The organism is Rhizobium sp. CBN3, assembly GCF_030518245.1.
GTDB classification, from domain to species: Bacteria; Pseudomonadota; Alphaproteobacteria; order Rhizobiales; family Rhizobiaceae; genus Rhizobium; species Rhizobium aethiopicum_A.
Window position 1 is genome coordinate 86,401 of sequence record NZ_JAULSE010000010.1, and the last position, 24,689, is coordinate 111,089.

The 24,689-nt window shown below is 60.2% G+C and carries 32 protein-coding genes and 1 pseudogene; 7 read left to right on the forward strand and 26 right to left on the reverse strand.

The genetic code is table 11. From position 1 onward, the window contains the following. Positions 1-260: 260 nt before the first annotated feature. Together QWJ46_RS16600 and QWJ46_RS16605 are read left to right on the forward strand one after the other, a co-directional pair. Positions 261-680 (forward strand): hypothetical protein, encoded by a 420-nt coding sequence (locus tag QWJ46_RS16600; RefSeq protein ID WP_302752163.1) that lies wholly within the window; start codon positions 261-263, stop codon positions 678-680. A gap of 333 nt (positions 681-1,013) precedes the next feature. After that, complete coding sequence (locus QWJ46_RS16605) at positions 1,014-1,274, forward strand: hypothetical protein (RefSeq protein ID WP_302752164.1); 261 nt, start codon at positions 1,014-1,016, stop codon at positions 1,272-1,274. Positions 1,275-1,462: 188 nt separating this feature from the next. Here QWJ46_RS16605 and QWJ46_RS16610 read toward each other — a convergent pair whose 3' ends face one another. The 3 genes and pseudogenes from QWJ46_RS16610 to ligD form a co-directional block, all read right to left on the reverse strand. Continuing rightward, on the reverse strand, positions 1,463-2,425 hold the full coding sequence (locus QWJ46_RS16610) for a sterol desaturase family protein (protein WP_184452590.1): 963 nt from the start codon (positions 2,423-2,425) through the stop codon (positions 1,463-1,465). A gap of 636 nt (positions 2,426-3,061) precedes the next feature. Further along, positions 3,062-3,384 (reverse strand): annotated as a pseudogene (locus QWJ46_RS16615) (hypothetical protein); the annotation flags it as partial. Between the two features lie 350 nt (positions 3,385-3,734). Continuing rightward, entirely contained in the window at positions 3,735-4,784 is a 1,050-nt protein-coding gene (gene ligD / locus QWJ46_RS16620; protein WP_302752165.1) for a non-homologous end-joining DNA ligase, read from the reverse strand. Positions 4,785-4,931: 147 nt separating this feature from the next. Between ligD and QWJ46_RS16625 the strand changes: the two genes are divergently transcribed. Both QWJ46_RS16625 and QWJ46_RS16630 read left to right on the forward strand, forming a co-directional pair. Then, positions 4,932-5,210: a hypothetical protein gene (locus QWJ46_RS16625; RefSeq protein ID WP_302752166.1), complete on the forward strand. Its 279-nt coding sequence runs from the start codon at positions 4,932-4,934 to the stop codon at positions 5,208-5,210. Between the two features lie 252 nt (positions 5,211-5,462). After that, the gene (locus QWJ46_RS16630) at positions 5,463-5,651 is read left to right on the forward strand and encodes a hypothetical protein (protein WP_302752167.1); all 189 of its coding nucleotides are present in this window, start codon (positions 5,463-5,465) and stop codon (positions 5,649-5,651) included. Here the strand turns inward: QWJ46_RS16630 and QWJ46_RS16635 are convergent. Together QWJ46_RS16635 and QWJ46_RS16640 are read right to left on the reverse strand one after the other, a co-directional pair. Further along, positions 5,648-6,043, reverse strand: coding sequence for a hypothetical protein (locus QWJ46_RS16635; protein ID WP_302752168.1), 396 nt, complete (start codon positions 6,041-6,043; stop codon positions 5,648-5,650). The genes QWJ46_RS16630 and QWJ46_RS16635 overlap by 4 nt on opposite strands. 50 nt (positions 6,044-6,093) lie before the next feature. Continuing rightward, positions 6,094-6,261 carry an Arc family DNA-binding protein gene (locus QWJ46_RS16640; RefSeq protein WP_302752169.1) on the reverse strand — a complete coding sequence of 56 codons (168 nt, stop codon included), beginning with the start codon at positions 6,259-6,261 and terminating at the stop codon, positions 6,094-6,096. A gap of 56 nt (positions 6,262-6,317) precedes the next feature. Between QWJ46_RS16640 and QWJ46_RS16645 the strand changes: the two genes are divergently transcribed. Beyond that, a complete protein-coding gene (locus QWJ46_RS16645) occupies positions 6,318-6,623 on the forward strand; it encodes an Arc family DNA-binding protein (protein WP_302752170.1) in 306 nt (101 codons plus the stop codon). A gap of 224 nt (positions 6,624-6,847) precedes the next feature. On the opposite strand, the gene QWJ46_RS16650 is transcribed toward QWJ46_RS16645, so the two are convergent. From QWJ46_RS16650 to QWJ46_RS16675, 6 genes are all read right to left on the reverse strand, one after another. Then, a complete protein-coding gene (locus QWJ46_RS16650) occupies positions 6,848-7,171 on the reverse strand; it encodes a DUF1515 family protein (protein WP_302752171.1) in 324 nt (107 codons plus the stop codon). Positions 7,172-7,235: 64 nt separating this feature from the next. Further along, complete coding sequence (locus QWJ46_RS16655) at positions 7,236-7,502, reverse strand: hypothetical protein (protein WP_302752172.1); 267 nt, start codon at positions 7,500-7,502, stop codon at positions 7,236-7,238. A 128-nt stretch (positions 7,503-7,630) separates the two neighbouring features. Continuing rightward, on the reverse strand, positions 7,631-8,599 hold the full coding sequence (locus tag QWJ46_RS16660) for a peptidoglycan-binding protein (RefSeq protein ID WP_302752173.1): 969 nt from the start codon (positions 8,597-8,599) through the stop codon (positions 7,631-7,633). A 69-nt stretch (positions 8,600-8,668) separates the two neighbouring features. Next, positions 8,669-10,024 carry an SGNH/GDSL hydrolase family protein gene (locus tag QWJ46_RS16665; protein ID WP_302752174.1) on the reverse strand — a complete coding sequence of 452 codons (1,356 nt, stop codon included), beginning with the start codon at positions 10,022-10,024 and terminating at the stop codon, positions 8,669-8,671. A 5-nt stretch (positions 10,025-10,029) separates the two neighbouring features. Next, positions 10,030-10,815, reverse strand: coding sequence for a hypothetical protein (locus tag QWJ46_RS16670; protein ID WP_302752175.1), 786 nt, complete (start codon positions 10,813-10,815; stop codon positions 10,030-10,032). A gap of 1 nt (position 10,816) precedes the next feature. Continuing rightward, on the reverse strand, positions 10,817-11,212 hold the full coding sequence (locus QWJ46_RS16675) for a hypothetical protein (protein ID WP_302752176.1): 396 nt from the start codon (positions 11,210-11,212) through the stop codon (positions 10,817-10,819). A gap of 122 nt (positions 11,213-11,334) precedes the next feature. On the opposite strand from QWJ46_RS16675, the gene QWJ46_RS16680 reads away from it, so the two are divergent. Then, a complete protein-coding gene (locus QWJ46_RS16680) occupies positions 11,335-13,248 on the forward strand; it encodes an acyltransferase family protein (RefSeq protein ID WP_302752177.1) in 1,914 nt (637 codons plus the stop codon). On the opposite strand, the gene QWJ46_RS16685 is transcribed toward QWJ46_RS16680, so the two are convergent. From QWJ46_RS16685 to QWJ46_RS16730, 10 genes are read right to left on the reverse strand one after another with little or no spacing between them, the layout of a single operon-like run. Continuing rightward, positions 13,245-13,781 (reverse strand): hypothetical protein, encoded by a 537-nt coding sequence (locus QWJ46_RS16685; protein ID WP_302752178.1) that lies wholly within the window; start codon positions 13,779-13,781, stop codon positions 13,245-13,247. The two genes, QWJ46_RS16680 and QWJ46_RS16685, sit on opposite strands and share 4 nt — an antisense overlap. Positions 13,782-13,793: 12 nt before the next feature. Beyond that, positions 13,794-14,753: a hypothetical protein gene (locus tag QWJ46_RS16690; protein ID WP_302752179.1), complete on the reverse strand. Its 960-nt coding sequence runs from the start codon at positions 14,751-14,753 to the stop codon at positions 13,794-13,796. A 15-nt stretch (positions 14,754-14,768) separates the two neighbouring features. Further along, positions 14,769-15,473 carry a putative phage tail protein gene (locus tag QWJ46_RS16695; protein WP_302752180.1) on the reverse strand — a complete coding sequence of 235 codons (705 nt, stop codon included), beginning with the start codon at positions 15,471-15,473 and terminating at the stop codon, positions 14,769-14,771. Beyond that, positions 15,466-16,545, reverse strand: a complete 1,080-nt coding sequence (locus QWJ46_RS16700; RefSeq protein ID WP_302752181.1) for a baseplate J/gp47 family protein — start codon at positions 16,543-16,545, stop codon at positions 15,466-15,468. The genes QWJ46_RS16695 and QWJ46_RS16700 overlap by 8 nt, the downstream gene beginning before the upstream one ends. Next, positions 16,517-17,053, reverse strand: coding sequence for a phage GP46 family protein (locus QWJ46_RS16705; protein WP_302752182.1), 537 nt, complete (start codon positions 17,051-17,053; stop codon positions 16,517-16,519). The genes QWJ46_RS16700 and QWJ46_RS16705 overlap by 29 nt, the downstream gene beginning before the upstream one ends. A 3-nt stretch (positions 17,054-17,056) precedes the next feature. After that, positions 17,057-17,308, reverse strand: coding sequence for a hypothetical protein (locus QWJ46_RS16710; protein WP_302752183.1), 252 nt, complete (start codon positions 17,306-17,308; stop codon positions 17,057-17,059). 46 nt (positions 17,309-17,354) lie between these two features. After that, positions 17,355-17,810: a phage baseplate assembly protein gene (locus QWJ46_RS16715; protein ID WP_302752184.1), complete on the reverse strand. Its 456-nt coding sequence runs from the start codon at positions 17,808-17,810 to the stop codon at positions 17,355-17,357. Then, positions 17,807-18,859 carry a phage baseplate assembly protein gene (locus QWJ46_RS16720; protein ID WP_302752185.1) on the reverse strand — a complete coding sequence of 351 codons (1,053 nt, stop codon included), beginning with the start codon at positions 18,857-18,859 and terminating at the stop codon, positions 17,807-17,809. Before QWJ46_RS16720 ends, QWJ46_RS16715 begins: the two co-directional genes overlap by 4 nt. 9 nt (positions 18,860-18,868) lie before the next feature. Beyond that, on the reverse strand, positions 18,869-19,492 hold the full coding sequence (locus QWJ46_RS16725; RefSeq protein ID WP_302752186.1) for a hypothetical protein: 624 nt from the start codon (positions 19,490-19,492) through the stop codon (positions 18,869-18,871). A gap of 8 nt (positions 19,493-19,500) precedes the next feature. After that, complete coding sequence (locus QWJ46_RS16730) at positions 19,501-19,959, reverse strand: DNA circularization N-terminal domain-containing protein (protein WP_302752187.1); 459 nt, start codon at positions 19,957-19,959, stop codon at positions 19,501-19,503. Positions 19,960-20,007: 48 nt separating this feature from the next. Between QWJ46_RS16730 and QWJ46_RS16735 the strand changes: the two genes are divergently transcribed. Further along, a complete protein-coding gene (locus tag QWJ46_RS16735; protein WP_302752188.1) occupies positions 20,008-20,325 on the forward strand; it encodes a hypothetical protein in 318 nt (105 codons plus the stop codon). Here QWJ46_RS16735 and QWJ46_RS16740 read toward each other — a convergent pair whose 3' ends face one another. From QWJ46_RS16740 to QWJ46_RS16760, 5 genes are all read right to left on the reverse strand, one after another. Further along, the gene (locus QWJ46_RS16740) at positions 20,326-22,176 is read right to left on the reverse strand and encodes a phage tail tape measure protein (protein WP_302752189.1); all 1,851 of its coding nucleotides are present in this window, start codon (positions 22,174-22,176) and stop codon (positions 20,326-20,328) included. A 106-nt stretch (positions 22,177-22,282) separates the two neighbouring features. Beyond that, positions 22,283-22,597, reverse strand: a complete 315-nt coding sequence (locus QWJ46_RS16745; protein WP_302752190.1) for a phage tail assembly protein — start codon at positions 22,595-22,597, stop codon at positions 22,283-22,285. Then, positions 22,597-22,968 (reverse strand): phage tail tube protein, encoded by a 372-nt coding sequence (locus QWJ46_RS16750; protein WP_085858491.1) that lies wholly within the window; start codon positions 22,966-22,968, stop codon positions 22,597-22,599. Before QWJ46_RS16750 ends, QWJ46_RS16745 begins: the two co-directional genes overlap by 1 nt. 27 nt (positions 22,969-22,995) lie before the next feature. Beyond that, positions 22,996-24,486 (reverse strand): phage tail sheath subtilisin-like domain-containing protein, encoded by a 1,491-nt coding sequence (locus tag QWJ46_RS16755; RefSeq protein ID WP_302752191.1) that lies wholly within the window; start codon positions 24,484-24,486, stop codon positions 22,996-22,998. Beyond that, a complete protein-coding gene (locus tag QWJ46_RS16760; RefSeq protein ID WP_302752192.1) occupies positions 24,487-24,687 on the reverse strand; it encodes a hypothetical protein in 201 nt (66 codons plus the stop codon). Positions 24,688-24,689: the final 2 nt, after the last annotated feature.

Here is a 24,689-nt window from a genome sequence, read left to right on the forward strand (position 1 = left end):
TTTCAGAAGCGGGCTGTCTTTCGATGCCGGCGGCGGCCACTAGCCAGAACAGTCCACCGGCGGCAATGCCGAATACAGCTATTTTTGCCAGGAGGCGTGTGACAATGTCCGGCTCCCACCTCTTCCTCGGATTAATGACATGTACGCTTTTGACGACGGGGCAGTAAGTCAGCATCTTCTGTAGGGTCTTCGCCACTCTGATATGCTAATCGGCTCAGATGGACCCCGCTAACGCGTTACAGAGAGGATGTTACTCAATCGTGCGCAAGATATTGTTCGCGGCATCAGCCTTCATCATCTTCTTCCCTGTACTGCTTTTTGTCGCATTTCCGATCGAGTATCTCCGAGAGTTCGGAAAATACGAGCAATCTCAATTTCTTAATCGGATAGCTATCCCCATCGCCAAATTCTATGTTCAGAATGACATAAGATATGCTTGCGGCAACGAGACGTACTTCAGAAACTACAACGCTATGAACTTCTTCGATGATCTGCCGCTTTCGCACGAAGAGGACCTCATGCTTCAGTCACAAGACAAGATTGCGCGCCTGTTTTTAAGTGACGCGGTTTACGACGAGAACGAGTACCTCGACTCGCTTCGCACCGTGACGGCTTATAATGTGGTCGTGGCCTCCAAATGCTTGCGGACGCGGCATTCCGAGCCGCTGGCATCCCCATGAGGTACCGCGGGCGGGACACCAATGAGCTCCCGTTCTCGGCGGCCGCCTCTCCCGCCCCCCCCCGATAAAATATGCGCACTTAGAATATCCTTCAGACTGCCGGTACTGCGAGGAAGGACCACAGCGGCTGAGACACCATGCCCGACATGCCCACCTCCTCGAAGAACGGTCGATCTGATGGTAGAGGACGGTTTCCCCCCCCGTCCGCGGAAGTGGCATAGCCGGTGTGGCTTGTCGCCGAGATCGCCGCCGCCGCTATGTCGGAATGGCCAGAGGACGTCATTCCGAACCAGAGGGCTGACGCCAACGACAGCGACGAGTGGCGGCGTCTGCATGACAGACGTGGCCAACATCGATCTACCGCAGATTGAGAAGAACAAAAGCCGACACGGCACGATGGGCTTCTACCTGCGCATTGGCGGGAAGCACGACGGCCTACTGGAAGGCAAGGAAAGCCGCAGAGCGGGCCATAGAGCGCGCTGGAGAGGCGAAGGCCCTGTCGGCGGCGTGAAGTCCAACACCTTCCGTTGGCTCTGCATGGAGTACATGCGCTCTGACGCAGTCGCCGACGAGGCCGAGGCTGCAGAAGGGTGAATGGGGAACAGACTGCCACACCTGCCTTCTGGTGTGGCGGAACTGTTCAAGTCCAAATTGCCACACCTGAAAGTTTCTACAGAAAAATTAGACGCTTATCGCGGGGTGAAAAGTTGATTGGAGGCCTAGCTAGTTCGTGGATTCCAGAAAGCTGCCGCTTATCACAACAGAGCGATACCAGCTTCGCGCTACCGGCGCTGTTCCGGGCCCGACAGCCCCTGCGGCGAGGCAGGTTTTCCGCTTATGGGGCTTATGCCGCACTTGGCCTTGGCAGCTTGCCCCGCGCGTTGGAAGAAACGGATTTCTGTGGCGATGCTTTCGCGGAACGGATCGGTTTGGTTGAAGTAGTCGCGGTCCAGACCGAGCTTTGCACCGTCTGCATCGCCCTCGTAATAGGTGCCGAACAAATGATCCCAGATCGGGAAATAATTGGCGAAATTCTTGTCGTGATGTTCCCGCACTCGGGAGTGATGGATGAAGTGGTCGCGTGGTGACTGGATCACGTATTTGCCAAACCAGCCATGCCAGGGAATGGCGCTGTGCTTGACCAGACCAATGGCGCCAAAGGTGATGGTCACGATGGCGAATTCGGCCGTTGGCAGGCCGATAAGCAGCGCCGGAACGACCATAATGGCCATGTTTATGGCCTTCTCCAGCGGATGCTCCCGCGACGAAGTCAGCGCGTTGAACTCTTCGGCTGCGTGGTGAAATTCGTGCAGCCGCCATAGTACGGGCAGCCGGTGCATCAACCGATGCTGCCAGTAGCTCAAGAAGTCTGACAGCACTAGGAACAAGAGAACATGTGCCCAGCCTGGCAGCCTCCGGGCAAGGTCCAGGTGGGGGGCATCCTGAGCCGCGCGGGTGATGGCATAGGACAGACCAAATGATGCGAGCGCCGCAAACAGCGTAATCATTCCCGTCGCCTGAAGGACGAAATAGACGATGTCGGTGATTGTGGATTTGCTGCGTTCGAAGAAAACCCGACGGAACCCGGAATTGCCGAACCCCACATAGGTGAGTTCCACCGCGAAAACCGTCAGAACCAGGCCAATGGAAATGGCGAAACTGAGCACCATTGCCCGACCATTCAGATAGTAAGTGCCATAAAAAAAGCTTCCAAGCTTGTGCAGGCAGTATTCGACCAGCACCATGGCACTTCTCCAAACACGAACCCGTACAGCTTAATCCTGACGTTGCGCTTATTGCCAGATTGCTCAAAGGACGATTGGGGCGTCCTTTGGATGTATTACCGGCGGTGGAAGTGCAGTCCCGGGAGGCATGCAGGGGATCGAGGAGCACTACTAAAAGCTGCTGGAATTACATGGCCGGACGAAAGGCTCATAAAAAGAACTATCGTAGCGGGAACAATAGGCACCGCTGTGAACATCTATCGTATGAATGGTAAGGAAATAGGAAAAAAGCTGCTTACCGAAGGATTCGCTCCTGGCTGAAGCCGGAACAGCGCAATGACTGGTGCGAGTAGATCCCCAGTACGAGACCGTACGTGGAACCTTACCAATCTCATCTCGTTGTAGCATCAGGAAAGCACGGGTGTTTCTCCTATGCGATCCAGTGTTGTCAACTGCCCCGCTTCGGCGGGGCTTTTTTGGCATCGTACCGGAACCACATCTGGACAATGAGGTTAACTCACCGGATCGCGGGAGAAAGCCAGTTAGTTCCAGTTCGCATAATGCCTTCCTCTTAGCGATCCACCCATCCTGGAGTTGGGTCGTGCGGAGGCAATTTTCCGGTCAGCTCCCAAGCGACGCTCTGCACGGCCCGACACCAAGCTCCTCGGCCGCATGCATCTGCCGGTGGGTGATCGGGTCCGAACGACCGCCGCCATCCACCGGCTCACGACCGTAGGCGTGCTCCGGCACATCGCTTCCCACAAGGCGCGGAATCTCGTTGCAGCGGTAAGCTGAGCGGCGTCGATCCGACCGCGTGAGGCCAACATCGTGATGGCGCTTTTCTTGGTTGACGATCGCTGGAACGGTTCGCGGGTTGCTCGCCTCACCGTAATACGCCGGAGTGTAGTACGATTCGCGACCGTCACCGCCCGCAAGGAGCGATGCGGATCGGTGGACGCCGTTTCGAGGACACCGGGCATGGAGGAAGAATGACAGAACATCAAGGGCAGGAAAAGAGAGGCGCCGCCGGGGTTTAGGCCGGCATCGCATGTGCCATTCTATGTGCCGTGGAGCTGCCGGTAGCCAAAAGAGACTCGCGGAAATTGGTTGTAATTGCTGGGAAAATTTTGTGACACATGAATGGCCCCGGACTTCCGGAAGCCTTTTACTAAGCCGCTGCTTCTCTTGGAGAATTTGTTGGAGGCCTCGCCCGGAATTGGCAAAACGAGCGATTTCAATCCGATGCGGCGTCCACTGCCACACTTTGGTTGAAATAATTTCCGTTGAATTTCAACAGGCGCTGCCACACCCTGCCACACCTTAACGCCTACTAGATCTCGCAAATACCAGCATTCTCCGCCGGATCACGGAGGCCTTTATAGGCTGGGTGCCGCAGCTTCCCATCGTGCGTCCAGGCTCGATATTCGATCTCGGCGACGAGCTTCGGTTTGATCCAGATCAGGTTCTTGCGCTGCCCGGTGTACTTCACCGCAGGCGCCGACACCTTAAGCTTGTCCATCGCCGCGCGAAGCTCCAATGCCTGGCTTGCCTTAAAGCCAGTCCCGACGGATCCGACGTAGACCAGCTGACCGCCTTTGCGTGCAGCCAGGAGCAGCGCGCGGATATTCCCGAACGCCGAGCTGGACCTCTGATAGCCGACGATCGCGAAGCCGTCGCTATGGGTGCATTTGATCTTCTGCCATTCGCCGCCTCGCCCGCCGTGATACGTGCTGTTGCGGTCTTTGGCGATGATGCCCTCAAGCCCATGCTCGCAGGCGATACGGAAGAGCGTGTCGCCATCCGCCTCGATCTCCTCGGACAACCGAATGGCCTCCTCCCCGCCGGCTGGTACTATCCCCTCGAGGAGATGGCGCCGCGCGGTGAACTCGGTTTCTGTGAGGTCGTGGCCGTCGAGATAGAGGACATCGAAGACCATCGAGACCGATTCCCACGATGCCCGCTTTCCGCCGCGGCCGCCGAGCGACTTCTGAAGCTTGCCGAAATCCGACCGGCCCAGCTCGTCAAACACGACGGCTTCGCCGTCCAGTATCGCCGTCGAAACAGGAAGGCGCTTTGCCTGGGCGGCGATGGCAGGAAAACGGTCCGTCCAGTCATGGCCGCCGCGCGTCAGAATGCGGACGCCGCCAGGTTCAATGTGGATAGCCAAGCGGTAGCCGTCCCATTTTACTTCATACGCCCATTGCGGACCTTTCGGCGGCCGAGGCTTGAGGAGCGCGAGGCAGGGGTCGATGCGCGCCGGCATCGGGTCGAGAAGCAATTGAGATTGGGCGGGATCGCGCCGCCGGCGCGGCCGGCTGCGGAGTGGTGCATCCGCGTCACCCAGCAAGGGCTGGGAAGGCTTGCGAGGCGGCTTTGTCATGCCGCCATGACATCAGCAACACCTTAAAAAGCAATTGACCAAGATTGATTATTGACTCGGCCACCAGCGAGAACATATTAGGAACATCGCTCGGGCGGAGCTTCTCAAAAATGCGGCAGAAAGGCCCTGAAAAGGGAAGGATGACGCATGGCCGAAACGATCGGCGAGGCAATGGATGCAGGATGGGATGTCAGCGCCAGGTGCGCTTGGGGAAAGCGTGAGGGGCTGAAAAGCGTGCGCGAATGCCGGTGGAAGCACAAGCTGGATCTGGTCACCCTGGTGGCCACGCGGGGACGCGATTTTCCTCTTGCTATGCTCTCGCAGCGCATGCGCTGTCCGGTCTGCGGCAGCCGCCGCGTGGCTATTGCCTATCTGCCGAAGAGTGCGCCGCGGGGCATGACGATGGAAAGAGGGCCGAAATGGTAGGCGCTCGACGGTTTCAGGAGATCAGGGACTGGTCGCCCGGATACATCAACGTTTGCCCGCAGCATGTGGAGATCATGGCCGAATGCACTGCCTGCCACGAGATACGAGAGTTGTCGCGGGACAAATTGCCCGAGACCTTGAAGTACGCAGTCATTGAGGAGATCGAAGGACGCCTTAAATGCGCGTCCTGTGGAGCCAAGGCGGGGAAACTGAGATTCGGCCACTATCTCAATAGTGAATAGGAAATAGGTAATGAGTGACACTGATAAGACGGCACTGACAACGGCGCCGGAAATGTACGTGCATTTTTGCGAGCGGGATGGCTGCGATGAGTGGGGCGGCTTCGGTCGCAGCGCCACAAAGGGAGAGCCGCCTCACTGGTGGTGCTGGGAGCATTTTCCCGAGGAGTTTAAACCCCGCCGGCCGGACAAGGTATCCTAACCGGCCGCAACTCTCTTCTCATCACGGCTGACCGAGGCGGCCAGCTCAAACTTCGTCATAACATTGTAGGAGACACGCTCTCCGCCGATCTCGCCTTCCCAGACCGCAACGCCACGCTTGGCGTCGATTGCACGATCGCTGCCGGCCGGCAGCTCCGCCATGACGTGCGCGATTCTCCCCATCCGCTCGGCCGAGATATTGCTCGCGCCATTCGCTGAGACGAAACGCTGCGCCTCCTGCATGAAGCGCTCACGAAGCCAGAGTATCGTTTGGTCGACAAAGCCGCCCGATTGCGGAACGGCCGGAACGGCCGCGGCCACCGCAACCATGCCCGAAAGAGACAGAAACCGCCGCCTGTTTCCGTCCGGCACAGCCTCGCGTATTTTTTGCATGCCATATTTCCTTGCTGTTTTATGTTCACAGGCAGGGGAAGCCGGTTTTACTAGACCGATACTTCGCCTTTTTCCTGTTCCTGCCGTTGCATTTTCTCTTTAAGCGCCATCACGATTTCGGCGTTCTTCGATCTCAAATTTCGCGCGGCCTCTTCCTCCACCCATTTGTTGATGTCGCTTGGCATTCTCAGCCCAAATGGCGTTATCTTGCTGTTCATGGGACACCCCTAAATTAGCAACACAGTGTCGCTATAGCAACATCTTGAAGCGATTGATGTCAACTGCACTTTCGCTACAAAGTGATGCTATGAGTTCCAAAAAGCCGCCAGCCGAAAAAATCGGTAACATCACCCCTTTTGGCCTGCGATTGCTGCCGGAACTAAGGGCTCGCGTGGAAGAAGCTGCCCGCAAATCGAAGCGATCTTTGAACGCGGAGATTGTCGCTCGTCTGGAGGCGTCGTTTTCTGACATATTATCCAGCGACGATGATTTTGTTGACGTGATTACCGAAATCGAAAAGCTGAAATCTCGCCTGATCCAAAAGCGGACAGAAGCAGAGAACGCGCGCCGGAAGGGATAATAATGATGCGGTGGCAGCCGCCGGCGATCGAGGACACCACGCCGCGCCTGCGCCGCTGCAGCTGCGGCGGAATCGCGAAAGTTATCCGCGAACCCGCCACAGCGATCTCTTGCCCGAAATGCGGGGAGATACTCACGGTCGACACACCGCCATTTTTCCGCGACCCCGCCAGGCAACGCGAACACGAGACCTGGCGGGCGGTGATCGCATGGAACAATATCGAGCTATCGGCTGGTCGCCCATGACAGAAGTGGGGCTCCGAACTTCGTAAGAAGAAAGGTCAGGGCCGACGCTCCTATGCCGACGATCGCCAGGGCGCCAATGCCACGCTGTCTCCACATCTTCACGTCATCGACGGTCGGCTTTATCTCATCGATATCTTCCTTGACGGTTGCCGTCGCGGTTTCGACCTTGCTCACGCGGTCAACGATCTCGTCCATGCGTCGATGCATCGACGCCCTGCTGACGTCCGCCTTCTCTTCAGATCGCCGGACCCCCTCGAGGATCATGTCGACCTTCGCCGTCAACATACCTATTTCACGATGCATGGTTCCGTCTTCCGCTGGTGCCAACTTCCCCGCCCCTCGAATGCGCATTTCGGATTTAAGTTTTTCAGTGAATGTCGTCGTAATTGGCCAGCTTTTCGCCGTGCAGGCTGCATTCCTTGCGCGACCAGACGCCGCCTGCGCAAAGCCGCACCACGGTTCTGTCGATCTTGCGCTGTTCGGCATCAGTGGCGCCGCGCGCGCCGATCAGATCAGTTCCGACGACCCGGCGCAGGCCCGACACATCTGCCGGCCCCGAAGTCCCACACCCTGCCAGCATCGCGGCAGGCATCATAATCAAGCACGCTTTCATCAGCAGCTTTGCCCGCTTCATTGTTCTGCCTTTCGATGGCGGCCCGCACACTGTCGGCGCCGCTCTCACGGATCTTGTGGACGAGGAACAGGACAGCGCCGAGCGCGACGGCGCCGGCGATGATCTTGAGCGCGAGGCCGGAAAACATCTCAGCTCTCCACCGCCGAACGGATGTCCTTGATCGCCGCGATGATGTAATGGCGCAGCACCAGGCCGCCGATCGCCACCGCGAGCGCCGCCACGATGATCACCAGCAGCGCCCGCCAGTCGAAGCCGGTCAGCGCTGCAAGGCCGAGGCCGCCACCGCCGCCGAAGGCGCTACCAACCCAGCCGAGCAGGCTGAACTTCTTCTTCACCTCGCCCTCGACGGCATGTGGCACCACGACCTTCTCCTCGACGACCGGCGCCGCCATGATGCCGGCCGCCGCCATCGGCACGCCGTCAGCCGCCAGCAGCGCCTTGTGCAAGGCCGCGCGCGTCTTCGGCCCAATATCGCCGTCGGCGCTCAGGCCGCTTGCCGACTGGAACTGCCTGATCGCATCGGGCGCATAGCCGAGCACAACGAGGGAGAGCCGGGCCAGATGGCCGACGCGATCGGCAAAGCCGTTCATGCCACCGTTGATCTTCTTGGTGATCGTCTCGATGTCGCCCTGGTCGGCCCAGCGGTTCAGATTGTGGGTGTTCCAATAGTAAAGAGCCGACAGCCCTTCCCAGGGATCGGTGTTGATCAGATCGGGATTGGCGACGAAGTCGGGCGGGTTCAACCCGCTATCATCGCACCAGTCGTGAAACGCCTTGACGTTGGCTGCACCAGTGAGCTGGATCGGCCCGCGGCCGGCATACTTCTTGCCGTCGCCATCGAGGGCTGGCGTGTTGCCGAGATCCGCGCGGCTATCATACCGCTTCTGCGCCGGCGTCGGCCCCCAGATCTCCCGATCGTAGCGAAAGTCGCCGCTCTCGTGCATCAGTTGCGCCAGATACTGCACCAGGCGATGCAGCCGGTTCATCCCGAAATCCTCGCCGTAGCGATCGAGGGAGACGAGGACGGATTTCATGTTGCTCTCGTTCACAGGGCCTTTCGCGGCCGCGCGAATCTGCTGAGCGGTGATACGGCTCATGGTGGTCTCCGGATAAAAGGGGAAATTGCCGACTCGCGGCGGCGGATTGCGTGATGATGGGAATTAGGCTCAGGCGTAAGCCAGGCGTGGATTCTCCACGAAGAAATACCCCAGACGCTTGACCTTTGCACGCATCGTTGCATTTCCGCTTGCGATGGCACGATCGGCATTCGGATAGAGACGGATCGACAGGTTGGCGGTGTCGGACCCGACCTGGACGGCGTCCGTGACCAGCCAATATGTCTGCTGCTGCGCATCGCCGATGAGGCCGCTCCAGCCGTTGTCGTAGAGCGCGCGACGGCCGTTTGCCCAAAGCTGAGGGACCAGAAGCGCATCGTTGCCCATGACCTCGATTTCGGCCATAGACCGTACCCATTGGCCGGTTTGGCCCGTGACGGTAAAATCGCCCGTCGTCCCAATGCCGAGCTGATAATAAGCCGTTGCCCCGGTACCGACGCCAGTGATGTCGAAGATACGAGTTTTGCCACCCGTCTCCAAATTATCTTCGGAGGAGAGGGCAAGCGTAGAGCTGCCGGTCCCGCCACGCTGAGTCCGCATCCCGGTCGGTGTGGAGCCGGTTCCGTTGGCAGTGACGCCGCCGTTGCCTTCAAGCTTAGCGTAGGGATACTTGTTCAGGCCGGTGTTCCAGAGCTCGAGCGCGTAGTTTCTCGGCGGGATGATGAGATCCAGCGCCTGATTAATGAGGCGAGCGCATTTAAGCGCGCCCTGCGTCCCAAGGTGGATATAGTCCGACATGTTTGCACGATCGGTCCAACCCGTCCGGAGCGGATCAAGGGCGTCATCATAGTCGATAAACAGGCCCTTGGATTTCGGCAGTGTCGCCGCATAGGCTTTGATGGCCGCATTGATCACGGCTCGGTTGGCGAGATTGTCGGCTCCATTGAACGCATTTGCTGCGTCATTGACCCACGGCGGCAAGGTACCGAGGGCAACGTAGGAGCCACTGGCAATGATCATCTCAAACGTGGCGATGACATATGCCGCCGTTGCCGCGCCGGTTCCGCTACCGACCGTGCTGTTGATGGTAGGCCGATAGAAGACGATGTGCGGCTTCATCGGTAGCAGGTAGTTCAGGATCATTGTGCGATGGCTGACCACATCGGATCCAGAAATGGCCTGGTTGGCGCCTGTCGTATAGCGATCGTTCGCCGGCGTCATTGTCGTGGTGTCAAACGGCCAGTTGTCGTGACGGAAGCGCTGATGCAGCTGCTGCGCCAGAACGAGCTCGCCGGCGTTCGTCTGGTGGGCATTGAGCGTGCCAGGGGCCGAACCATCGACACCGTGCTGGATCAGACTATCCCCAGCAGTGCCGATAATCGGGTTGTAGAACTGGGGATAGCCACCCAGGCCCCGCCCAGCGGCGTGGGCAAGAATCGCCCGCATTTTTCGATTGGTCAGCGCCATTGCGATCAGACCTCGACGCGATGAAGCGTTATCTTGTAGACGGCCAGAGCTGTCGGCGTGTAGGCCGAAACGGCCTGAAGCACGCCGAAGACATCGGCGCCGGTGACCCTGATCTGCTTGCCGATATTGTTGACCTCGGTCAGCGCGATCGAGCCGATATCGGTAGGCGCCGGAATATCGATAAAGCCGAGATAGGTGTTTCGGTCGCCAGACGGCACATCGAAAGCCGCGGCGTCAGCCGGCGCCGACGGCGGCGTGGCGCTGTAGAGATGCAGGCGGAATGCCGTCGCCGGCGGCGTGGCGACGTCAGCCTCGAGCTGCGCGCTGACCAGCATGATCGACGCCCCGCCGGCCTTGCCGAGGCCTGGGAATTGCAGCGCGGCCGCAGCAGCTCCGACGACGGCGCCGGCAGTATATGCCGTCGTGTTGTTCTGCCGGGTGAAGCTCTGCGAAACATCGGCCGCGGCCGAGACCTGGTTGACCGCCAGCGTTGAGGCGAGCGCCGTGGCGATCGACTTGAGGCGATCGAGCAGCGTATTCGCCGTCGGATTGGCCTGGACCTCGCCAATGAGCGCCGCAAGCGTCTTGAGCCGATCCTGCAGCGTATTGGCTGTCGGCGATGCCTGCACCTCGCCAAGGATACTGGCGAGCGTCTTCAGCCGATCCTGAACGGTATTGGCAGTCGGCGATGCCAAGACTTCGCCGATAATTGCGATCAGCGCGGTGATCGTCGCCACCTCGCGGTCCGTGTTGCTGGCATCCTTGACGACAATAGAGGGTACTTCGGCCATGTCAGATCACCTGTCCAATATATTGGGAGTTGCGGGAAATGCTGAAATCGAGGGCGGGGACGATCGGCGGCAGCACCGTCAACGTGAAGGACGTGCGCCGTGGGCTGTTGGCCGCCTCGGGCAAGGTTTCGATGATGGTGACCGAGATCCCACCCTCTTCCGAAGGCTCGTCGCCGACCAGAAGATTGCCGTCCTCGTCGAGCGCGAAGCTGCCGTTATCCTGCCAGATCGACAGCGTCGAGCGCGGTTGCCGGTTGCCGATCGCGCCGATCAGCGTGCCAGGCCCATCGCCGGCATAGAAGCTGTCCGCATCGAGCGTCAGCGTCTTGAGCATGGTGATGAGCCCGGGCACGCCGTTGGCGCTCGCTCCAGAGGAGACGCTAAATCCGATTTCCATGGATGATCCTATGAAGAAAGCGCTGCGTTGCTAAAAGCTATTGAAGGCAGCGCTTTGGTTGCATATGAAAATGCGGCACGATGTGAAGGGACGGAAGGCGAGATGCCGAGGATAAAAGACCTTTGAAGTACCGGTCGGACATTGATGGCCTGCGCGCGGTTGCGGTGACAGCTGTCATCATTTTTCATTTCAACCCAAATTGGATGCCGGGCGGTTTTGTCGGCGTCGACATTTTCTTTGTGATAAGCGGCTTCCTTATTTCGGGCATGATTGCCGCAGACCTCGAAACGGGCGCATTCACGTTCTCAAATTTCTACTGGCGTAGAGCAAAACGGTTGTTGCCCGCCTTGCTCGCTACGCTCCTTGGAACTTTCGTATGGTCGACCATCACAATGTCGCCAGCAAGTCTCGCGTCTGCGGGGGCATCGACCGTGTTCTCGGTCTTATCAGTGTCGAATATCTATTTTTGGATGCAGACCGGGTACTTTGACGCGGCATCAGTTTCAAAGCCGTTGCTTCACACCTGGTCGCTAGGGGTCGAAGAACAGTTCTATTTGCTTTGGCCTGCCATGTTTTACCTGATCTTTCGAACGACGAAGTGGCGATCTAATCTATTTCTTTTCATCGTGATACTGTCCGTTGCAAGCCTTGCCGCCAGTTACTTGTTCAGCGACAAGGCGGCAAATGCCACGTTTTTCCTTCTTCACTTCCGGGTCTTTGAATTCGGCATTGGCGCAATTGCGTCCCTCGCCACTTCCACAAAAACACTCAGCGCCAGGGTCTCCAATTTGGGAGCGCTGGCGGGAGCCGGCCTTATAGTATTGGCGTTATCGGCCTTTAATGAGCAAACGCCGTTCCCATCCTGGTATGCACTGGCGCCGACGATCGGCACCGCGCTCATCATTTTCTTTGGGCCTGGCACAATCGCAGCATCTGCACTTTCTCAGCGCCCGCTCGTTGAAATCGGCCGCAGAAGTTATTCTCTGTATCTCGTGCATTGGCCGATCATCGTGTTCTTCACGATGGCAAAACATGGCGAGCTGACCGATCTAGACCGATTGTTAGCTGCGGTCGTGATCTTCTTTGCCGCCGCTTCGCTGTATCACTTTGTGGAAGTCAAATTTCGGTACGGACTATCCACAGAGCAGAAGACAAGGCGTCTGGCGATCGGATCTGTTGCCTGTTCCCTAACTCTTGTTGGAATGGCCACCAATGCAAATCTGACCAACGGCTGGCCTTGGCGCCTACCAGAGGAGGTGGCGCGGCAGCTTCAACCGTTCGACACAAAGAAAAACTACCTCCTCAACAACACCGTCGGCCGAGAGCCTTTCTCTCAAGAGCCCGGCATCAAAGTCCTCATCGTGGGGGACTCTCATCAGGCGGACTTCTTCAACGCAGTCTATCTGAACAGGCCTTCTTTTCCTGACCTTGAGTTTAGAAGCATGAGACTTGATGATGCCTGCTTCTTCATGTTCGCACCGACGGTCATGACCGCCCCCCCGATAAGCCATGAGGTCCAAGGTCTTTGTAACGAAGAAGTCCCCGCTTTCAAGGAATCAGCCCGAAGCCGCGGTGCCGATTACATCCTGATATCAACCAGATGGGATGATATTGGAATAGAAAACCTTCACTATTTTACTTCATGGGTTCGGTCGCAAAGCAGCTTCGGCAAAGTCATTGTGCTGGGTAACACCGTAGAATTTCGACCTGTTCCGGATCTGATACACGAATACGGTCGCGTCGACGATCCGGTTGGATTGTCCAAGTATGCGGCCAAAAACCGCAATCATCGCACCGATATCACGAATGCAAAGCTCGCGGCTATCACCACCCAGATAGCCGTCCCGTTTTTCAGCAAGGATGGATGGATTTGTGAGGATGGCAGCACTTGCGATATCGTCGACGCTAATGGGAATTTGAACATCTTTGACTACGGTCACTGGACGCTAGCCGGCGCCAAGTTCTACGGGCACAGAATTGCGTCGAGCAACCTTGCTGCAATGATGGAGCAACGGCAGTACGTGCTTGCCCGCTAGGGCCACACCACTGCCGCCGCCGCGGCCCTTGCGGCCTCTTCTGTACTAGCCTCTTCGATGGAGGCTTTAGCTCTGAGGCGGCTCGCCTCTATGTGGGCGCCAATGACCTGCCATTGCGCAAACGCCGCCTTGACAACAGCAGCTACCCCGCTGATGTCGGACGCAGTGATACCGACCTCGGCGGAAAGCAAAGGATAATCTGCTGCGACCGGCGACGTCGCCGCCAGATACCGGTTTGCCTCGTCTGATTTTTGGCTGTAGGTCAGCGCCTGTCCCGAGCCGGGCGTGATGTATTTGAGGCGTTGCGCTTCTGCAGAAGCATCAATTTCAACCTTGAGCATGGTCTTCAATCTTGCCAATTGTGCAGGAGCCTGCCTATCGCGCCAGTCATCGTTGGCAAGCATCGTCTCGACGGCAGCGGCTGTATGGCCGTCTGCCACCAGGAAGCCATCCTCATAAAAGGCCCCTGAAAGATCAACAGTGGAAGAGATCAGCGTCACGTCATCTGGCGTAAGTTCGAATTTCTGACTCATGTAAGTCTTCCTTTAAGAGGCGCCAATACGGGCGGCGGAAAGGTTGTAGCTGTTGAAGGTGACATTGCCGCCCGTGGTCTGAGAGACCTGGAAGGCTACGACGTCTCCGACATTGAGGACCACCGCCACGCCGGGTGAAGAGTGGCCGACAGCACCGCTGCCAGAAGTTTGTGCGCCATCGCTGGCGACCGCCACACCATTGACAGTTATCTGCGTTGCCTGTCCCGCGGTGCCCAGTCCACTTTGCCGGGCAGAAAAACCGAGATACCAGACGCCTTCATCGCCCGACGCGATCGTCAGCAGGCCGGATGCGAAGGTGCTCGCACCCTGAAAGTGCGTGGCAACGGCGCCGAAACTGGTGAAGGTGGTGAACACGCCGCTCGGAATAGACTGGCTGCCAGAGACAGCCGACATGTAGGAAGCTTTCTTCTTCGCCGATATCAACGGAGTGATGTATCCGGCGTCACTCACGCCAGCATCAGCTTCCGCTTGCGTCGCCGGGCGCGCCGCCGACATAACCAAAAACTTGGTTCCGTCGTATTCCAGGTCAACAAGACCTGGCGTCAAGTGGTTCGCCATCAGCGCGCTGCCGTCGATCTTGGTGACAGCCTTCGCCCCGAGGCCGTTCAAGTTCAGCGTAACTGCGCCGGTATTAGCCGCTGCGATCAGCAAAACCACGCGCAACCCGACTGTATAGGCGGTCGGGGCCAGCGTGAGTGCCGCACTCAGCGCGTTTGCAGTGCCGCCTGCCGCCGCATAATTGATCTTGCCGCTCTGGACCGCTTTTGCGGCCTGCGCGAGATCAGTATTTGACGGCACTATGCCAGCCGCACCGATTAGAGCGACCAACTCGCGCTGCGTAGTTTCGAGCGCCGCCGCCGGAACCTTTGACCCTGTGACGGCCGCCGGCGTGTCGCGATCGACGTACGGGGCGTTGGGATCAACAGAACCGTAAGGTGCATTATACTTCATGATGTCCTCTTGTGATCAGTCGTCCACCAGGACGGGGGTTGTCCACGCCGGCGCCAGCCGCCGCAAGATGCAGATCAGCCGTTCGGCATCACCGAAATCGAACAGCGGATCGAAGCCGCATTCGGAAAGGCCGCAGGTGAAATAGTCGACCGCGATCCCGGTAACGCGAACGATCCAGTAGGTTTCCTGCCTCATGTCGCCGACCGTGTGATCGCCGCCACATTCGGAAAAACCGCATTCGAAAATCGCCGGCTCCTCGATCGTGATTTCGAAACCGTACGAGGCTGCCACCCGGATGAAATCGCCGGGCGTGATCGCCGCATGACTGTTGACCTTGGCTTCCAGCGCCCGCAGCCGCTCGGCAATACCGGTCTCACCGGTCACGCAATTGTCGGGCAGCCCATATTCTGCTTCCCAGTCGGCCAGCAGCTCGTCGACGCCGCGCACGGTGGCGTTACGGGCCAGCGCCCAGGCACGGGCATAAAGCCAGACGAAGCCGTCGATCAGCACCCGCATGAAGCGGGCGAGATTGGAAGTGAGCGGAACCGCCTCTCCATCAGGCGAGCACCAGGCCGAACCTTGCGGCAGCATCGCCAATCCAGCCGAAATCAGATCATCATTCCCCGGCGCGGCGAGCGCATCATATGGTGCCGGAACCGGCACCAGGTCGGCGAGCTCAGATGCCGCAGTGGTGACGGAGTTGAGCGCTGGATCACGCATAGGTCACAACCCCGAGCGTCGGAAACTCCCCGCCCGATAGCACGATGTCGGCGGCCGGCGCGACCAGGACGTGGCGGTCTTCGCCCGACACCGTCGAGATCGCTTCCGAAATCCAGGATCGCGACAAAGTAAAGGTGTTGCCTGGTATGCCCGGTCGGCAGCGCGCGAGAAACATGGCGGAAATCGCCGCCTCGATCGCCGCGCGAATTTCGGGCGTGTCGGCCGAGAGGCCGGAGATGGTAACATCGACTGGATGCGCGATCGGTGCCACCGCCACACTGTCATCCACACGGATCAGCCGTTGCGCATCGATCGCCGCCTGCACCGCCGCCACGTCGCCGGCCTCGGGAATGAAGTCATCCCTCCCGGCAAACAGAAAATAGACGAAAATCGAACCGATACTGTTAGACCCGCGAAAAGCCCACGCCGCCAGAACGCCCGGCACGGCGAGCGCAATGCGCTCATAATCCGTCAGCGTGCCGCCGCCAGGCGGGTTGCGCTTGCGCTGCAGGCCTCGTGCCCGCAGGCTGTCGTCGCTCTCGACGTCAGCGCCACCGCCCAAACCAGCGTCGCCGACTTCCCATTCATCGGAGAGATCAGGGTAAAGCACAGGGTCGGCAAGGCCGAGCAGGCCGCCGGCGTCGCGATTGCTTGCAGCACCGCGGATCTCCGAGGTGACGGACATGGTCAAGGCGCCAGCACCATCTGCCGTCGCCGGCGCGGTCGAAAGATAGGTGATGCTACCCGAAACAAAGCGAACGCCGGCGGGATACGTGGCAAGCGGTGCGCCGGTACCCGCTATGAAGCCGGAGGCCGCCGAAGCCTGCTTGCGGAAGATGCCGATATCGGCGCAGTGCTGCACCAGCCATTGCCCGGTTGCCGTCGAGATGAACAGCTGCTTGACCAGGTAGGCCATTCGAAGTTCGAATTCGTGCGCAAGCCCGGCCAGCACCTTGACGCAGATCGTCACGAAATTATTGGCAAGCGCCGTGTCGGTGCCCGGCAGATACTGCCGGAAGGCACCGCGCACTCGCGCGGATGCCTCAGTAAGCGAGCGGATCTGCCACGCCATCGATCTGTCTCCAGAGGAGTTCGAATTTGTTGTCGTAAAGCTTGGTGCCGTCGCGGCCGTAGAGCGAGACGGTGAGATCAAGTCGCTTGAGCGGCCGGTCTGCCGTCGCCGTCACATCGATGCGGGCAACAACGCCTTGGCTGAGCAACGGCTGCAGCGCCTCGCGGGCATAATCCTGAGCCTTGACTTCGATGCCCTCGTAAAGCGCCGAGCGGCGCAGCAGCCAGAGTTTCGAGCCGAGCGGCGTCTCGCCCTCGGCCGTGTCGAAGCTGTCTCCGATCCACCCCCGGTTTTCCACACCGGACGGCAGCTCGCTCGCCTCGACACGCCGGTCGGTCATTAGGGAGATCAGCACCTGCGTCGCCAGCCCCTGCTCAGCGCGGAAATCGCCAGGCGCAGCGGGATGCGTCAGCGGGTTAAGGATCAGATCGCCAGAGAGGCCATCCCAGCCGAGATCCGGCGAGCGGTACGGCTCTTCAGCATCATCGGCTGGAATGATCTTGAGCATGGCTTATTCGGCCGGAGTGAAGTCGAGGTAGTAGGATTTGCCGAGTTCGAACGCTTCGATCGCACTCGGGTTGGTCACCATCATCTTCAGTTCACCAGACGGGGTCCACTTCGACCACGATTTGTTTTCCTCGCCAGTCCCGTAGACGGCGTTGAAACGGATTTCCGCCTGCGGATCCGGGCCATTGTCGGCAAAATGGGTGACCGACAGGCAACGAAACTTTGCCCTGACGACGGTCGCCTTCTGTTCGCTCATGCGACTTCTCCTTTGGTTTTGCCCGGAGCCGCCGGGCGCGGATTTCTCAAACCGGAACGCTGGTGATATCGCCGCCGGTAATGACGCCGCCGTGGCGATGCGTGTCGCCGATGTCTTTTCCGTTGTGGGTGACCGTGCCCCCGGTGATCGCCACACCTGCCGGCGAGATCACCATCAGCACGCCGCCGGATTTCACGCGGATGCCCGTACCGACAAGGCTGATGATGTTGCCGCTCGAGTCGTAGATCGCCGTGCCGCCGCCAGGAAGATCGTTCGGCCGGTGGTCGGGATGCTCGCCGCCGAAGACGTAGGCCTGATCTGCATCGCCATTCGGCTGCAGCAGAAAGGCTTTCGCTCCCTTGATCGGCATCGAGGCGAAGCCGTGCGGCTCGATCCGGTGGATCTTGGTGTAACCGTCATTGAACAGGCCGCGCCCGGAAACGAACTGCTGCCCACCCTTCTCGACATTCTCGCCGTCGAGTTCTATCCGCCGCCCGCTCATTGATCCTCATACTCCGGGGTGATTGCTCCAGGCGCCCCATAGGCGTCCGCCGTCTTGCCGCGCGGGTTCTCGCCGCCGAGCGCCCGCGGATCGGCCAGAGAAAGCATCGCCACCGTTCCCTGTCCGCCGTCGGAACTGTCCTGTGTGAGCGTCACGCTCTTGATCACCATCATTCCCTCGATGCCGATCCATGGATCCTCGACATAGACAAGCCAGTTGCGCTGCCAGATCACCCCACCGCCATCGCGCCAGCCAGTCGTCGTGATCGAGGCCGTCGCGGCATAGCCGGCGCCGCGTTTGACCTGCCAGTCGGCGCGCTTCTTGATCCGGTCGATCGTGGTCTCGCCTTCATGGGCGATGATCAGCGGCCGCTTGCGCGAAACGCCGGCATCACGAGCCACCGCCTCGGGCCGCAGCTGCTGCTTGTCCGTGCCGTCGGTGGATTGGCCGCGCACGCGGACTTCGCTGTGACGCCCGTACTCGGTGATCGACGACGAGGCCTGCTCGATGTTCTTGCCCCAGATCAGCCCGCCGGAATGGGTCCCCTCTGGCTTCGTGGCAAGTTTCAGTTTTCCCTTCGGCGTGTCGTAGATTAGGATGCCGCGGCCGCGCGCGCGCCGCTCGATCGTCTCAAACAGCGTCTCGCCCGTCCGGAGCTTATGCCGCGGCTCGACAGGCAGGCTGCCATCGCTCTCGACGCCGACGCCGAGCGTATCGAAGGTTTTGGCAATGCCGGCGAGATCCTGCTTTAGGACTTCGCCTGTCGGGTGATCGACGGAACACTCGGTCGCGTCGACCGTCCGCGAGACCAAAGTCACTGACAGCTTCCGGTCGACTGCATCGTGGCTCGGCTGCACGTCTCTGACGTAGCCGGTCAGGAGCAGGTCGCCGCCCGCCTTGATCGTCACAGCCTGCCCCGGCCGAACCGGAACGCCGCTCCCAGCCGGCACCAGGTCGATCGTGGCATTGCGCACCGCTTCCTCGGCCGAGGATGTGATCGAGATGGATTTATACGGCGGCAAGCCCGTAATCGTCAGTTCTTCCAGCATCTGCTAGGCCTACGAAGCAAGCGCATCGAATAGCGTCGGCATCACCATCGGCGTCGCCGAGCCTGCCAGATCGACAAGCGCACCGGCGCGAGCCGCATCGCCGTAGAGCTGATATGCCAGCACGGTCGACGGCAGGGAAATGCCGGTATCGATCCTGATGACCGGCGCCGCGTCGGCGGCGATTTCCGAGACCAGGCGGCAGGAAATGGCGGTGACGGCGGTCAGCCACGCGTACAGATCGGCGCCGTCCCCGCCGAGAGTACTGGCGGCCGCAGCTCCTGCATCGCCGGCGGATGAAACCTGCGATCGCGCCCGCCGCGCTGTCGGCCGCGACGGCCATTCCGCCCTACAACCGGCGATCGCCGAACCCATCGCAACCAAAACCGCGAAGGCCTGCGCGGTCTCGCCCGTGGCCGTCCCCGGTACCGAAAACCGGTCGAAATCGGCCGGCGCTGTCACGCTCTCGGCGATGACCCGCGTCAGCCCCAGCGATTCGGTTGCAAAAGCCGCCGCATCGAGACTAGGCGCAGCGGCGATCCGCGCGGTGACGTCGGCGAGATCGTCGACATCGCTGACAATGGTCGCCGCCAGATCCGCCAGCCATGCCAGCACCGTCTGCCTGTCCGCTGCCATGAAACCTCTCAGAAAAAACGTGCAAACTGGCTGGCCGCAGCAGCAATGCCGGCCGCAACGGTCGCGGTGACATCGCCGAGCGAGAGCACGGCGCCGCCGTCATTGACGGCCGGAATGAATGTCGCGTCGAAAGCGACATAGCCGAACCGATCCTTGGCGCGCGTGCGCCGGAAGCCCTGCGCCGTCGCCATCATCGCGCCGTCCATCGGCAACATCAGGAAGCCGGGACCGGGTGCCAGCATCACCGCCTGCAAAGCCAACGCCTGCGCATCGGACGCATCGCCAAGCAGGTAGAGCGTGACGTCGTAGACCGACGTCGAAAGCCCCAGCTCCTCGACGACAGTCTGCCGCCCGCCGGCTACTTCGTGGAACGCCAGGCGTTTGCCCGCCGTCAGCTCGTCATAGTCGACGAAGAAAGAAACGCCGCTGAAGCTGGCGGGGCGCAGCGTTTTTTGCCAGTTGCGCATCAGTTAAACCACTATATAGTTTCAATCATCGGTAGATCGGAGCCAGACATGCGCCTCGCAATTCTCTTTCTTCTTCTTTTCACCAGCGTTGCCGAGGCCAGACAGGTTAGTCTAGGCCGCTCAGGCTCAAGCAACGTATTCATCTGGCGAGATAATGATGCCTTCAGCGAAGCGGTTAATCTTATCAGCTCCGGCGTGATGAAGACCAATCCACAACTTATCATTCGCTTGATGAGTTGTATGGTGGATGCGGGGACGAACGCGGTAGTCACGGATGGCGGCTTCTTCTCATCGACTGTTCTCATTACGAGCGGATCGAACGCCGGCTGTAGGGGCATGGTGCCGAACGAAGACATTCGAAACTAGTCAGAACCCTCCGCCGCCGCCGCTTGGCGCGTTCGGAGGCGCCGGCGCCATGCTGCGGCCGGTATTGGCGTTGACCGCAGCGGCGGTCGACGACCGCACGAGCGACACACCCTTCGACAAGGCGCCAGCCAGGGCCTGCGCCGCCGCCTCGAGCTTGGCCGCAGCCGTCGAGATCGAAGATCCCGCGTCGGTTCCTGCCGATCTTATCTTGTCGGCCGAGCCGGTAATCGCATCCGCCCCCTCTTTGCCGCCGTCCGCAACCGACTTGGCGGCGGTTTCCAGCCTCCGCTCCATCGGACCGAGAACATCGGTTCCGATTTGCGAGGTGAACGACTCGGCGATCTGCCGACCGCGGCCATATTCCCGATACTGCCTCTGCATGTCGGCGATCGGCGAAACGCCGGCCGGGCGCGCCATCGGAACGGGCGCATCGGCCCCGGGCATGTTCTTCGGCCCGAAGTTCCTCCCGCCACCCGGAAACTCCGGCGTGACAACAGGCGCGCTTTGCCGGCCCGTCGAAGGCCGAACCGCGCCGCGCAGATACTTGTTCTGCCGATAGGTTTTCAGCCATTCCTCATTGCGATACCCGCCCTCATAGGCGAGATCGTCGGCCTCGGAATCTGTGGTGAACCCCAGATTTCGGCGCAGCCAGGAATAGCCGCGCTTCTTCGCGCCTTCCTGTTTGGCATTGTCGTAGTCCAGCCCGCGGGAAATGCTCTGCATGACGGTCGAAGCCGCCGGCGCAACCGTCTCACCAAACGAAAGCTTAAGCTTCTCCCAATCGCTCGAAAGCTGGTCGATCTTCGACTGCGTTCCCTCGAGCACGCGATCGACGTCGCGGAAGACTGTCCCGTCGACCTTCGAACTGTTCACCGCGTCGATGAACTTCTTATAGCTGTCGGCGCTGGTCATCAGCGACTGCATGCCGAGGCGGAATTCCTGGTCGGTAAACAGCAGCGGCAGCTTGCTGAGATCGCCCTTCACCGCCTCCTTCGATAGACGCACGAAAGCCGAAACTGCGTCCTCGCCGTTCTTCTTGGCAGCCTCCATCTGCTTGCGCAGATCTATGCCGAAATCGGAAAACTTTTTCGCCGTATCCGACGAATACATCTTGCCAAAGATGTTCTGCGCCTGGGTGGCAGCCGCTCCTGCCGAGCCGGTGTCCTCACGTAGCGTCTGCAACAGTGCGATCAACTGCTTAAGGCCATCCTGACCGCTATAGCCGAGAGAAGAGAAGGAATTGGCGAGCTCGGGAATGAAGGCCGCCATGTCCTTCAATTCGAACTGGCCCGCCTTACCGCCGGCGACCATGACGTCGAAGGCACGCTGCATGTCGCTCGCCTGAATTTTCAGCGCCGAAGAGGCTTTGATCGCCGTGTTGGCGATATCTTCCGTCGCCGCGCCCGAGGCCTGCGCCGTTGCAAGCACCGAAGGCAGAAAGGCCATCGCCTCCTGCAGGCTGAGGCCGGAGGAAACCAGCGTATCGAGCGCACTGATACCGTCGTCGAGAGGGATGGCGAATTGCTTCGTCACCTGCTGCAGGTTCTGGAAGGCAGCCTTCGTCTGCTCGGCGCTGGCATCCGCAGTGATGCCGATCCGCTCCATCTGGCGCTCGACGGCAGCGAAATCGATAACAGCCGCGCGGGCGCCCGCTGCAAGAGCGACGCCGGCGACTGCGCCTATACGGCCGACGGCCGCCATGCGCTCCTGCGTGCGCGCCAGCGCCGCCTGGTTCTTGTTGAACTCGCCCGCCCGCCGGTTCACCTGGTCCATCTTGCCGGCGACCGACTTGAAGACCTGCCCGGTGCGGTCGACGGCCGAGATCTTCAGCCTTGCTTCGACTTCGCGCATCAGCCCTTACGTCTTTCCTTGAATTTCAGAAAGCGATCGCCCCAGTAGAAGATGTCGGACGGCGTCATGGCTTCGACCCGTTCGACCGTCCATCCCAAGGCGAAAATCAATCCGTCTGCGATGTCTTCGGCGACGGCAATTCCCGAAAAAAACCGACCACCGCCTCTTCCAGTTTGAGGGAGTCGACGGCATTGAGGCATCCGATATGCTCATAGCCGGGATTGACGCAGATGCGTTCCAGATAGGCATCCACCACTTCGGGATATCTGACCAACATCGGCCCATGCTGCGTCGGCTGCCAGTCGTTCGGCCGGCCGAGACCGGATCGGAAGATTTCCTTATAGGTCGGCTCCCGGAGTTCGACGCTGTCGAAGGTGATGCCGTTCTCGGTATAGCTCTTCGAAAGCTTGACGGGCTCCATCAGCCGGTGCTCCGGTTATACTGCTCGGAATTGACCGTCAGGTTGGTCAGCTCGCCGTTCAGACGATTGGACTCCGGATCGCCGGTGAAAAACGCATTGGTGAAATAATGCGTGACCCCGGAGAACTCCTCGAAGATCGTCACGTTCAGCCGCGGTGCCCGCATCAGCGCGCCGAGATCTGCATTGTCGTCGCGGAAGGTGGCCGAGGCGCGATAGGGCATCGGCGTGCCGATGCGATCGCTGCTGCCGTCCTGGTTGGTGACCGCCTCATTCGACTGGCCGGCCGTATTGACGCTGAACGTGCCGCGCATCGACATGACAGTACCGTCAGAGAGGCGCACCAGCATGCGCCCGCCGAAATCCTTGCCCATATGATTGATCCTTCAGCTTGAGAGGGTTTAGGCCGCGTCGCGGAACTGGCTGTAGACGACCGCGAGACCGGCGAGGATGTCGAGCGGATTGACGACATCGAGCGGCAGCCGCATGTTGACGCGGTTCGGATTGTCGGTGTCCCGCTCTACCACCATGCTCAGCAGCGCCTCCTCGGAATTCTCCAGAACGCCCGCCATCTCGCGATAGGTGTGGAACAGCGTCGCCTTGATATCCTTCACCGTGGTGAGCGCGTCGAGGTTCTGCGGATTGCTGTCGGCGATCGCCTTGTTGGAATGCTCGTAGGCGAGAGCGGCGCGGAATTTCTTCAGCGCATAGGTCAGCTGATAGACCGTCTGGATATCCCGGAATGTCGTATCCGGCGCGCCGTTCGTCGTCTGCTGCTGGGTGATGATCTTGTCGATCGTCACCTGGCCGCTGCGGTTGACGTTCCAGGTGCTGACGCCGTTCTTCAGCATCGCGTCGCGCGTCGCATAGTCCATCCAGTAGGCGCGATCACGAGGCGCGGAGATGCCTTCGACGATCAGGCCAGACTGGTTTCGCGAAACGTCGCCGTTCGCACCGCCGCCGAGCCATGCCGCAATGCGGCCCACCACGGCAGCGACCCAGATATAGCCCGGCTCGGCATTGCCGCCATCGGTAAAGCGCGGGACCATCGTCAGGTGCCAGGTGTCACGCGCAAGCGCGAAGGTGACCAGGTTCGTCGACGTGTCTGTCTTCGGATAGAAGGCGTGGCCGTAGAGCTGCTGGATATAGGACCAGCGGCCGGAGACCTCGCCGAGGAAGCTGTTCAGCAGGTCGAGGTTGGTGCCGTCGTCGAAGGCGGAAACGATGATCTCGAAAGGATCGTCGTTCATCGCAGCCAGGATATTGGCAAGCGACGGCGTACCGGCGCCGGCCGTCGTGGTCGCGAACGTGAAGAGGCCGACGAAGGCATTCACGGTATCGAGCACCGGGACGAAAATATCGAGGCCACTGGCATAAGTCCCCTTATGCCGTGCCGTCAGCGTCACGACATTGGTCGCGGCCGTGGCGGTGAACGGCAGCGACATGCCCGTCAGCCGGTTGTAATAGCCGTTGATGGCGGCGGCGAGCGCGGTCGCAACCGCGTTTGCGGTCATACCAGCGGCAAGCTCCAGCGAGATGGACTCCCCGGCGATCTGCAGGATGCCCTGCCCGCCGGCCGCCGGCGGCGCGCCGACGGTGATCGTGCGGATCTCGGCGGTCCCGCTATCGGCGACGCGGCCGATCCAGATTTCCTGCGACGGCGCATTGCGCCTGGCTGCAATGAACATCGCTTCCAGCATCGAGCCGGCGCCGGCGAGCGACCGCGCATCGGTACGGGTGTTGCAGATGGCGATCTGCCCTTCGGCAAGCTTGCCGACCGCCAGGCCATGCGCCAGGATGATCATCCGGGTTTCGCTCTGGAACTGCCCGCCCGACTGTGTATCGAAGGCGAAGATCGGCGCGGTCAGGTTGGCTGGAATGTTCGAAGCCATTTACTTCGTCCTCTTGGCTGTGGGTTTCTGTTCGGGATCGTCCGAGGCCGGTTTCAGCTTGAGCGTGCCGTCGGCGACGAGGCGGGCCTCGTAGGGGCTGGCGAAATTCACCGTCCGCCCATCAGCCGGCCAGTCCGGCTGGTTGCCGGGCATGGGAATGCGCTCCCCCTTCTTGGCGGGGATGTAGATCTTTTCAGACATGG

What these genes read in the sequence shown, in the direction of transcription:
- QWJ46_RS16605 (WP_302752164.1), top strand. Translation starts at nt 1,014, where the DNA reads ATGACAGACGTGGCCAACATCGATCTACCGCAGATTGAGAAGAACAAA.
- QWJ46_RS16610 (WP_184452590.1), bottom strand. Translation starts at nt 2,425, where the DNA reads ATGGTGCTGGTCGAATACTGCCTGCACAAGCTTGGAAGCTTTTTTTAT.
- ligD (WP_302752165.1), bottom strand. Translation starts at nt 4,784, where the DNA reads ATGACAAAGCCGCCTCGCAAGCCTTCCCAGCCCTTGCTGGGTGACGCG.
- QWJ46_RS16625 (WP_302752166.1), top strand. Translation starts at nt 4,932, where the DNA reads ATGGCCGAAACGATCGGCGAGGCAATGGATGCAGGATGGGATGTCAGC.
- QWJ46_RS16630 (WP_302752167.1), top strand. Translation starts at nt 5,463, where the DNA reads ATGAGTGACACTGATAAGACGGCACTGACAACGGCGCCGGAAATGTAC.
- QWJ46_RS16635 (WP_302752168.1), bottom strand. Translation starts at nt 6,043, where the DNA reads ATGCAAAAAATACGCGAGGCTGTGCCGGACGGAAACAGGCGGCGGTTT.
- QWJ46_RS16640 (WP_302752169.1), bottom strand. Translation starts at nt 6,261, where the DNA reads ATGAACAGCAAGATAACGCCATTTGGGCTGAGAATGCCAAGCGACATC.
- QWJ46_RS16645 (WP_302752170.1), top strand. Translation starts at nt 6,318, where the DNA reads ATGTCAACTGCACTTTCGCTACAAAGTGATGCTATGAGTTCCAAAAAG.
- QWJ46_RS16650 (WP_302752171.1), bottom strand. Translation starts at nt 7,171, where the DNA reads ATGCATCGTGAAATAGGTATGTTGACGGCGAAGGTCGACATGATCCTC.
- QWJ46_RS16655 (WP_302752172.1), bottom strand. Translation starts at nt 7,502, where the DNA reads ATGAAGCGGGCAAAGCTGCTGATGAAAGCGTGCTTGATTATGATGCCT.
- QWJ46_RS16660 (WP_302752173.1), bottom strand. Translation starts at nt 8,599, where the DNA reads ATGAGCCGTATCACCGCTCAGCAGATTCGCGCGGCCGCGAAAGGCCCT.
- QWJ46_RS16665 (WP_302752174.1), bottom strand. Translation starts at nt 10,024, where the DNA reads ATGGCGCTGACCAATCGAAAAATGCGGGCGATTCTTGCCCACGCCGCT.
- QWJ46_RS16670 (WP_302752175.1), bottom strand. Translation starts at nt 10,815, where the DNA reads ATGGCCGAAGTACCCTCTATTGTCGTCAAGGATGCCAGCAACACGGAC.
- QWJ46_RS16675 (WP_302752176.1), bottom strand. Translation starts at nt 11,212, where the DNA reads ATGGAAATCGGATTTAGCGTCTCCTCTGGAGCGAGCGCCAACGGCGTG.
- QWJ46_RS16685 (WP_302752178.1), bottom strand. Translation starts at nt 13,781, where the DNA reads ATGAGTCAGAAATTCGAACTTACGCCAGATGACGTGACGCTGATCTCT.
- QWJ46_RS16690 (WP_302752179.1), bottom strand. Translation starts at nt 14,753, where the DNA reads ATGAAGTATAATGCACCTTACGGTTCTGTTGATCCCAACGCCCCGTAC.
- QWJ46_RS16695 (WP_302752180.1), bottom strand. Translation starts at nt 15,473, where the DNA reads ATGCGTGATCCAGCGCTCAACTCCGTCACCACTGCGGCATCTGAGCTC.
- QWJ46_RS16700 (WP_302752181.1), bottom strand. Translation starts at nt 16,545, where the DNA reads ATGGCGTGGCAGATCCGCTCGCTTACTGAGGCATCCGCGCGAGTGCGC.
- QWJ46_RS16705 (WP_302752182.1), bottom strand. Translation starts at nt 17,053, where the DNA reads ATGCTCAAGATCATTCCAGCCGATGATGCTGAAGAGCCGTACCGCTCG.
- QWJ46_RS16710 (WP_302752183.1), bottom strand. Translation starts at nt 17,308, where the DNA reads ATGAGCGAACAGAAGGCGACCGTCGTCAGGGCAAAGTTTCGTTGCCTG.
- QWJ46_RS16715 (WP_302752184.1), bottom strand. Translation starts at nt 17,810, where the DNA reads ATGAGCGGGCGGCGGATAGAACTCGACGGCGAGAATGTCGAGAAGGGT.
- QWJ46_RS16720 (WP_302752185.1), bottom strand. Translation starts at nt 18,859, where the DNA reads ATGCTGGAAGAACTGACGATTACGGGCTTGCCGCCGTATAAATCCATC.
- QWJ46_RS16725 (WP_302752186.1), bottom strand. Translation starts at nt 19,492, where the DNA reads ATGGCAGCGGACAGGCAGACGGTGCTGGCATGGCTGGCGGATCTGGCG.
- QWJ46_RS16730 (WP_302752187.1), bottom strand. Translation starts at nt 19,959, where the DNA reads ATGCGCAACTGGCAAAAAACGCTGCGCCCCGCCAGCTTCAGCGGCGTT.
- QWJ46_RS16735 (WP_302752188.1), top strand. Translation starts at nt 20,008, where the DNA reads ATGCGCCTCGCAATTCTCTTTCTTCTTCTTTTCACCAGCGTTGCCGAG.
- QWJ46_RS16740 (WP_302752189.1), bottom strand. Translation starts at nt 22,176, where the DNA reads ATGCGCGAAGTCGAAGCAAGGCTGAAGATCTCGGCCGTCGACCGCACC.
- QWJ46_RS16745 (WP_302752190.1), bottom strand. Translation starts at nt 22,597, where the DNA reads ATGGAGCCCGTCAAGCTTTCGAAGAGCTATACCGAGAACGGCATCACC.
- QWJ46_RS16750 (WP_085858491.1), bottom strand. Translation starts at nt 22,968, where the DNA reads ATGGGCAAGGATTTCGGCGGGCGCATGCTGGTGCGCCTCTCTGACGGT.
- QWJ46_RS16755 (WP_302752191.1), bottom strand. Translation starts at nt 24,486, where the DNA reads ATGGCTTCGAACATTCCAGCCAACCTGACCGCGCCGATCTTCGCCTTC.
- QWJ46_RS16760 (WP_302752192.1), bottom strand. Translation starts at nt 24,687, where the DNA reads ATGTCTGAAAAGATCTACATCCCCGCCAAGAAGGGGGAGCGCATTCCC.